This is a genomic window from Bacillus sp. LB7 (genome assembly GCF_030449715.1).
Lineage (GTDB): Bacteria > Bacillota > Bacilli > Bacillales > Bacillaceae > Bacillus > Bacillus paralicheniformis.
Genome location: NZ_JASGCA010000001.1, coordinates 144,744 through 152,631, shown reverse-complemented (window position 1 = coordinate 152,631; position 7,888 = coordinate 144,744). Strand labels below are relative to the sequence as shown.

1 protein-coding gene is annotated in these 7,888 nt (G+C 45.0%); it reads right to left on the bottom strand.

From position 1 onward, the window contains the following. Window positions 1-49 precede the first annotated feature (49 nt). A complete protein-coding gene (gene bacB / locus QMZ64_RS00725; RefSeq protein WP_265626418.1) occupies window positions 50-7,867 on the bottom strand; it encodes a bacitracin non-ribosomal peptide synthetase BacB in 7,818 nt (2,605 codons plus the stop codon). Between the last annotated feature and the right edge of the window lie 21 nt (window positions 7,868-7,888).

The following is a 7,888-nucleotide window of genomic DNA, read 5'->3' as shown; positions in this document are numbered from 1 at the left end:
ATTTTTTAAGCAGCAGGTTAACCACTTTTCAGCTCTTTTGTCAGGATTTCTAGCTGTCGACAGATTCATATTCATTTAATAATTCTTCAAGATCTTCCAATGAGAGTTTGTCATAACCGTAGTCAGAGGACGTTTTTTCGGTTTCATGTTTGCCCGTGCAATGGCTGATGACCATTTGCAAACTTTCTTTGAATGCTTGATTCAATTCGCTGATCGTATCTGGAGAATACTCGTATTCGTTAAATGTCGTACTGATCATCAATTGCCGGTCTGCCACGACTGAATCGATTTCAACAGAAGCATCTCTTGCACTTTTTTCTCCGATGCTTTGACCTGCCGAAAGCTTTGACGATGAAAATTGTTCGGTCGTCAGATCATGATCGAGCTCACCAAGATAATTGAATAAGATCGGAGGCTTTTCATCCTTTAAAAGCCCTTCGTCTTTTCTCAAATACTTAAGGATGCCGTATCCAATTCCGTTATTCGGTATTTTCCGCAAAGTTTCTTTCACGATCTTAATCATCACAGACAAGTCTGCCTCATCTTCTAAGTCGATGAATACCGGATACATTGCGGTGAACCAGCCGACCGTTCTCGTGATATCCACATCTTGCAAAATATCATCTCTTCCATGACCTTCCATAAGAATTTTCAGCCTGTTTTCCCCCGTCAGCCGCCTTGAGGCGATCAACAAAGCCGTTAACAGGAGATCATTGATCTGCGTATTGTATGCTTTATGCGCCTCTTTCAGCAGCTGCTCCGTTTCCGTTTGACTAAGGGATGTTCTGAGTGTTCTGCTATTTTCATAGGTATCATGTGCCGCTTGGCGATGTTTAGGGAGGAATGCCATCTTTCCTTTGGATATCTCCCGCCAATATTCTTGTTCTTTCAGGAGCTTTTTGCTGCTTGCGTACTCAGCCAGTTTTTCGGAAAACGTTTTGTACGAATCCGTTTTATAACCGAGCTCTATCGGTTTGCCTTGCAGGGCTTGACCGTATGCCGCTTCAAAATCCTCGAACAATATTCTCCAGGAAACACCGTCTACCAAAAGGTGATGGACCGCAATCAGCAGATGGTCTCCCTCCGTTGTTTTGAACACGCAGAGCTTGATCATTTTGCCCTCGCTGATGGATATGTCTTTTTGAATATTCGTCGCTATCTGATAAGCGGTTTCCTCGAGATTTTTTTCCGTTTTCAAATCATAGACATACAGATCGAAGACGCTGTCTTCCAAGCCGCGGTTATGCTGAATGATGTCACCGTTTTTCTCCCGATAGACCATCCGTAATGCATCATGGTGTTCTGTGAGTTTACGGAAAACCTTTTCGACGATCTTTTCAGCAAAACCGTTTTCCCTATAGAGCATAAATGCTTGATTATAATGGTTTTGCTCCCTTTGATTTGCTTCAAAAAACGACCTTTGCACAGGGGTCAGCGGCACTTGCCCTTGCACGATTTCGCTGGTGCGTGCTTTCGTTTCTTTTTTGACATATTTACTGAGGTGTCTAATGGACGGATTGGTAAACAGATCTTTAACCTGAAGCTTGAGATCGGCTCTTGATAATTTTGAAACGATTTGCAGGGCCTTAATTGAATCTCCCCCGATTTCGAAAAAATTATCGTTGATTCCGATGTTGTCCCTGCCCAGCACTTCCTGCCAAACAGCGGCCAGCTTTTCTTCCGTTTCATTACGCGGGGCTTCATATTCGCTCGCTGCTGTCGCGTCTCCGGCAGGTTCAGGAAGCGCTTTTCGATCGATCTTTCCGTTTGGTGTGAGAGGCATCTTGTTGATTTGAATAAAATAGGACGGGAGCATATAGTCCGGTAAGTGATCGGACAAATATTCCCTCAGTTCATTTGCGTTTATTTTCGCTCGCGCGACAATATAGGCGCACAAGTACTTATGTCCTTTCTTGTCTTCCCGGTCTATAACGACAGCTTCGCTGATGTTTTGATTTCCCAAAAGCTTCGTTTCAATTTCGCCTGTTTCGATTCTGAAACCGCGAATCTTGACTTGGTGATCGATTCTCCCGAGGAATTCGACATTTCCATCAGGCAGCCATCTTGCCAAGTCTCCCGTTTTATACATGTTCCCCCCGGCGGCAAAAAGATTTGGAACAAACCTTTCCTTCGTGAGTTCCGGTTTGTTTAAGTATCCCCTCGCGATCCCTTCACCGCCGATGTACAACTCGCCATAAACGCCGACCGGCTGCGGGTTTAATGAGGGATCCAATATATAAAATGCTGTATTGTCCAGCGGCTTTCCTATCGGCGTATTCGCAATCTCTGGAATCCGATCTAAAGCTTCCTCATAATAGCCGGAATCGACAGAAGCTTCTGTGACGCCATAGCTGTTGATGATTCTCATCCTTTGTCCGAACCGTTCAACGAGCCATTTATAATCTTTGATCGTGCAAGTGTCAGAACCCATGATCAACAGCTTCATGCTTGAAAGATCAAGCTTATGATGATCGATATATTTCATCAAAGGAATGATCAGGCTTGGCGTCGATTCCAACATATGAATGCTGTGTTTTTTGATCATGTCATACAGCAAATTCATTTCCAGTTTGACATCATCCGGGACTATATACATTGTTCCGCCGTTGAGAAGACTACGGCATAAATCACCCGCGAATACATCAAACGACATGCTGGCAAGCTGTAGCAGGTTAACTGAAAATGATGCCAATTCATAGTGCTTTCTCCAAGTATAGTGGGCATGAATGATATTCATGTGCTCGACCATCACGCCTTTTGGGTTTCCCGTCGTACCCGAGGTATAGATGACGTATGCCAAATCACCGGGGGAATTAAGATGCTCCAGATTGCTTCCATCGGGGTCGTAAGCATCGGCCTGATCGATTTGGATGATCTCTCCGGCAAAGCTGATGCTCTTGACAAGCTGGTGCTGTGTCAGCAAAAGGTCGGCTCCGCTGTCCGTGAGAAGATATTGGATACGCTCTTTTGGAAGTCCCGGATCGATTGGCAGGTATGCCCCTCCGGCTTTTAGAATCGCCAATACCCCGGTCACCATCTCCAATGACCGTTCCGTCATGATTCCGACTACAGACTCCCGCTGAACCCCTTTTTGCCGCAATGTTCTGGCCAATTGATTCGCTTTTTCATTTAATTCACGGTATGTCAATATTTGGTCTTCGAAGACCACCGCCGGATGATCCGGTGATTTTCCGGCCTGCTCTTCAAACAGCTCAGAAAAAATCCCTGACGGGTGTTCGGCCTTCGTATCATTAAATTGATACAGCACTGTGTGTCTTTCTTCTTCTGAAAGCATGCTGATGTCGTTTAATGTCTTCTGCGGGCGATCGGAAATATCTCTTAGGATATTCACGAAATGCTGCGCCAGCGTTTCGGCGGTTTCTTTTTTATACAGCCTTGTGCAGAATTCCATATGAAACGTAATGACGCCTGCGGACTCTGCTGCTGCCAGCGACAAATCGAATTTTGAAATCTGAAACTCCAAATCGACGGGTTCAACATGCAATCCCTCTATATCAGGCTCTGCATCATCCAGCGCCTGCATATCAAACATTGTGCCGAATAAGGCATTTCTGCTGATGTCCCGTTCCAAATCTAATTTGTCAACGAGCTCATCGAAAGGATAATCTTGATTTTCATAGGCATTTAACGTATTTTCTTTTACATCTTGCAAATACTCAATGAATGTCCTGCCGCCTTTTGGATGGTTCCTCATCGCAAGGGTGCCTACGAACATCCCGACCGTCTGTTCCAACTCCTCCCGGGTTCGCCCCGCAATCGGTGAACCGACAATGATATCTTCCTGTCCGGTGTATTTCGAAAGGAGTATTGTATACCCGGCCAACAGCAGCATATACATCGTGACTCCGTTTTCTTTCGCTGTTTTTTTGAGCTTATCCGTCAGCTCTCTTTCGATTGCAAATGCGATTCGATCTCCTTCATAGCTTTGCATTTGCGGCCTTGGAAAGTCTGTCGGCATGTTCAGAACAGGGATGTCGTTTTGAAAAACGGATAGCCAGTATTCTTCCTGTTTTTTCAACCGGTCTTTTTGCCAGGACTCTCGCTGCCACTCGGAATAGTCTTTATACTGGATCTTTAACGGTGCAAGTTCCTTTTCTTCATATAAAGCCGCCCATTCTTTCAGCAAGATCCCGATTGACACGCCATCGGAAATGATATGGTGCATATCAAGCAGGAGAATGTGTTCGGCTGCGTTCACCCTCACCAGCTCGGCTCTCAGAAGAGGGGCTTTTTCCAGGTCAAACGGTCTGATAAAGTGATTCATCCGTTCCCGAAGGCTGCAATTGTCGGCTTCACTGTATTTGATTGCAAATGGGACATCCTCGTTGATCTTCTGAACGGGTTCACCATTGATGGTGGTAAAGGATGTTCTTAAGCTCTCATGTCTTTTGATTAGCGTTCTGAAGGCCTTCTCCGCCTTTTCCGTTTGGAGCCCACCTCTTATTTTCATCGCAAAAGGCATATTGTAGGCGGTTTGGCCTTCTTCGATCTGATTGAGGATGTACAGCCTTTTTTGAGCGGAAGAAAGCGGGTAGTATTCTTTCTTTTCCGCTTTTTGAATGTCTGATTGAACTTGTTTTTGTTTTTGTTCGATATAAGCTGCGATGTCTTTAATCGTCGGATGGCTGAAGATTTCCTTTAGTGTCACTTCGACTTTTAATGCCGATTGAATTTTCGCGGCCATTGAAAAAGCTTTTAACGAGTGTCCGCCGATGTCAAAGAAATGGTCGTTAATCCCGATTTTTTCCGCTTGCAAGATATCCTGCCAGATCGATAAAAGTAAGGCTTCCGTTTGATTGCGCGGGGCTTCGTAGCGGGCTTGGGCAAATGCCCTTCGATCAGGCTCCGGCAATACCTTAAGATCAGCCTTTCCATTGATCGTGCGGGGAATTTGATCAAGCTTGATAAAGCATGACGGAATCATGTACTCCGGAAGCTCCTTTGCCAAACGTTCTCGAATCTGCTCCATGTCTGCGTCTTTGTTTTTGCATGTAATGTAGGCGCATAAATATTTGCTGTTTTCCTGATCTTCCTTCGCCACCACGATGGCTTCGTTAATATCACCGTTTTTTAACAGCTTGTGTTCGATTTCTTCCAGTTCGATCCGATAGCCGCGAATTTTGACTTGGTTGTCGATTCTGCCTAAAAATTCGATGTTTCCGTCAGGCAGCCATCTTGCTAAATCGCCTGTTCGATATACTTTCTCGCCTGCTTCGTCCAGCACAAAGGCCGCTTCCGTCAATGTTTCATGATTCAAATATCCCCTTGCGATCCCTTCGCCGCCGATCAGCAGTTCGCCCGGTACTCCAATCGGCTGCGGCCGGCCGTATTGATCTGCAATGTATACTTTATAATTGCTTAAAGGCTTGCCGATAGGAATGCTCGTTTTTTTGCGGTCTGCGCTGCTTAGTTGATAATAGGTAGCGCAAACTGTCGCTTCCGTTGGACCGTAGGAATTGTAAACGTCAGCGCCTTTGATGATATTTTCGACGTACTCGAATTTTAATACGTCGCCCCCACTGATAAATTTTATCTGCGGATGAAAGGTTAAGTGCTGATTTTTATCGATTTCATTTAATAGAAGCGGGGAGCAGCTGACAAGTGTGACACGATGCTTATTGATCGTTTTCACCAGTTCATCAATGTTCAGATCGCTTACTTTTCTGCTGATCACCAAGCGCCCTGAGCGGGATAAAATAGGGTAGACTTCTTCAGAAAATGCATCAAATGAAAAGGATACGACTTGCAGGACTGTATCATGTTCGCTTAAAGGAATCCTTTTCGTAAAAGCATCAACATAGTTGACGACATTGCGGTGAGTCGTCATGACACCTTTCGGCCTGCCTGTAGAGCCCGATGTATAAATCACATATGCTAAATCAGAAGCATTGTTGACATCTGGAGGATTTTCTTTGCCGAAAGATCGGATGTCTTCGATGGTTATCATTTGATGGCCGTCTATTTTCGTCTTTAAGTGCTCCTGGATGACGACCGTATCAGCTCCGCTGTCTTCCAGCATATATTTGACTCTGTCCTCGGGATAATCCGGATCGATCGGCAAATAGGCTCCGCCGGCTTTTAAAATTCCGATAATTCCGATGATCATCTCGAGTGATCGGTCTGTCACGATCGCGACAATTGTATCCGGCTTTACACCCTTCTCTCTTAAAAGCCAGGCCAATTGGTTGGCTTTTTCGTTCAGCTCTCGATATGTCAATTGCTGATCTTCGAATATAACAGCGGGGTGATCGGGTGTTTTTTCAGCCCGCTCTTCAAACAGCCGGCTGAGTGTCTTGTTTTTCGGACAGTCTGTTTTCTCATGATTGAATGTATGTAAGATGATGTCTTTCTCCTCTTCCGACATCATCCTAATCTCGCTTAACGCCAGTTCAGGGTGATGAGCAGCGTCTTTTAAAACATTCAAAAAATGTCCGGCCATTCTTTCAACCGTTTCTTTTTTATACAGATCAGTGCAATATTGGAAATCGAATTTCAGGTTGTCTCCATGCAAAAATACCGTCAGGCTTACATCGAATTTCGCGACATGAAATGGAATATCATACGTTTCAAAATGCCCCCCGCCGGCTTCAGATGCGAAATCATCCGCATGCTGCAGATCAAACATCGTGTCAAACAGCGGGTTTCTGCTCATGTCCTGTGTCAAGCCCAGATGTTCGATCAATGCATCAAATTGATAATCTTGATTTTCATAGGCGTTCAGCGTATTGTTTTTAACCGTTTGGACATATTCGCTAAATGTCATGTTCCCTTTTGGCCGGTTTCTCAGTGCAAGGGTGCCGACAAACATCCCGATTGTCCCGTTTAAATCGGCATGCGGTCTTCCGGCAATCGGCGAGCCGACAATGATATCCTCCTGTCCGGTGTATTTTGACAGCAGAATGGTGTAGCCTGCCAAAAGAAGCATGTACATTGTGACGCCGTTTTTGGCGGCGATCGTCTTCAGTTTTTTTGTGGTGCCCTGATCCAATTCAACAACTGTTCTGTTTCCTTGAAAGCTTCGGATTTTCGGTCTCGGAAAATCGAGCGGCATATTCAATACCGGAATGTCTCCCCGGAAGGTATTGAGCCAATACGCTTCCTGCTTCTTCAACCGGCTCTGCTGCTCGATGTCTCTCTGCCACTCTGAATAATCTTTATACTGAACCGCCGGCGGAGACAATTCTTTGCCTTCACAGCAGGCGGCGAATTCTTTCATTAATATTCCGATAGAGACACCGTCTGAAATGATATGATGCATATCAACCATCATCATATGCTCAGCTTCATCCACTTTTACGATTTCCGCTCTTAAAAGCGGGGCTTTTTCTAATTGAAAAGGTTTGATGAAACGGCTGATTTTCTCCTGAATGCTTTGATCCCCCAACTCGCTGTATTCAAGTCGGAACTCGGCTTCCTGTTCGATTTTCTGCACCGGTTCGCCATCGAGCATAACAAAAGAAGTTCTTAACGATTCATGCCGTTTGATGAGCGCTTTCCATGCCTGTTCAAGTCGGCTGATTTGAACTTCACCGCTTATTTTTACCGCCAGCGGCATGTTATAGGCCGTTTTGCTGTCATCAAGCTGATTTAAAATGAACATCCTTTTTTGTTCCCTTGACAACGGGTAGGTTCCGCTTTTAGACGGCGCCGCTTTCGGAAAGCTTCGCTCAATGTCTGTTTCGCCCGCTTCCAGCGCTGCGATGATGTCTTCTTTATACCGCTTGATTTGCTGTTTTAAGTCAGCTGTCAATAATTCTTGAGGACCGATGATTTTGATTTTTCCCTTGTTATGGTATAAGGTGATATTTTTCTTTTTCAAATCATTTATGAAGTCCATTATGCTCATACTCATCTCACTCCATTCGTC

Coding starts and splice junctions, on each gene's coding strand:
- bacB (WP_265626418.1), bottom strand. CDS start 7,867: ATGAGCATAATGGACTTCATAAATGATTTGAAAAAGAAAAATATCACC.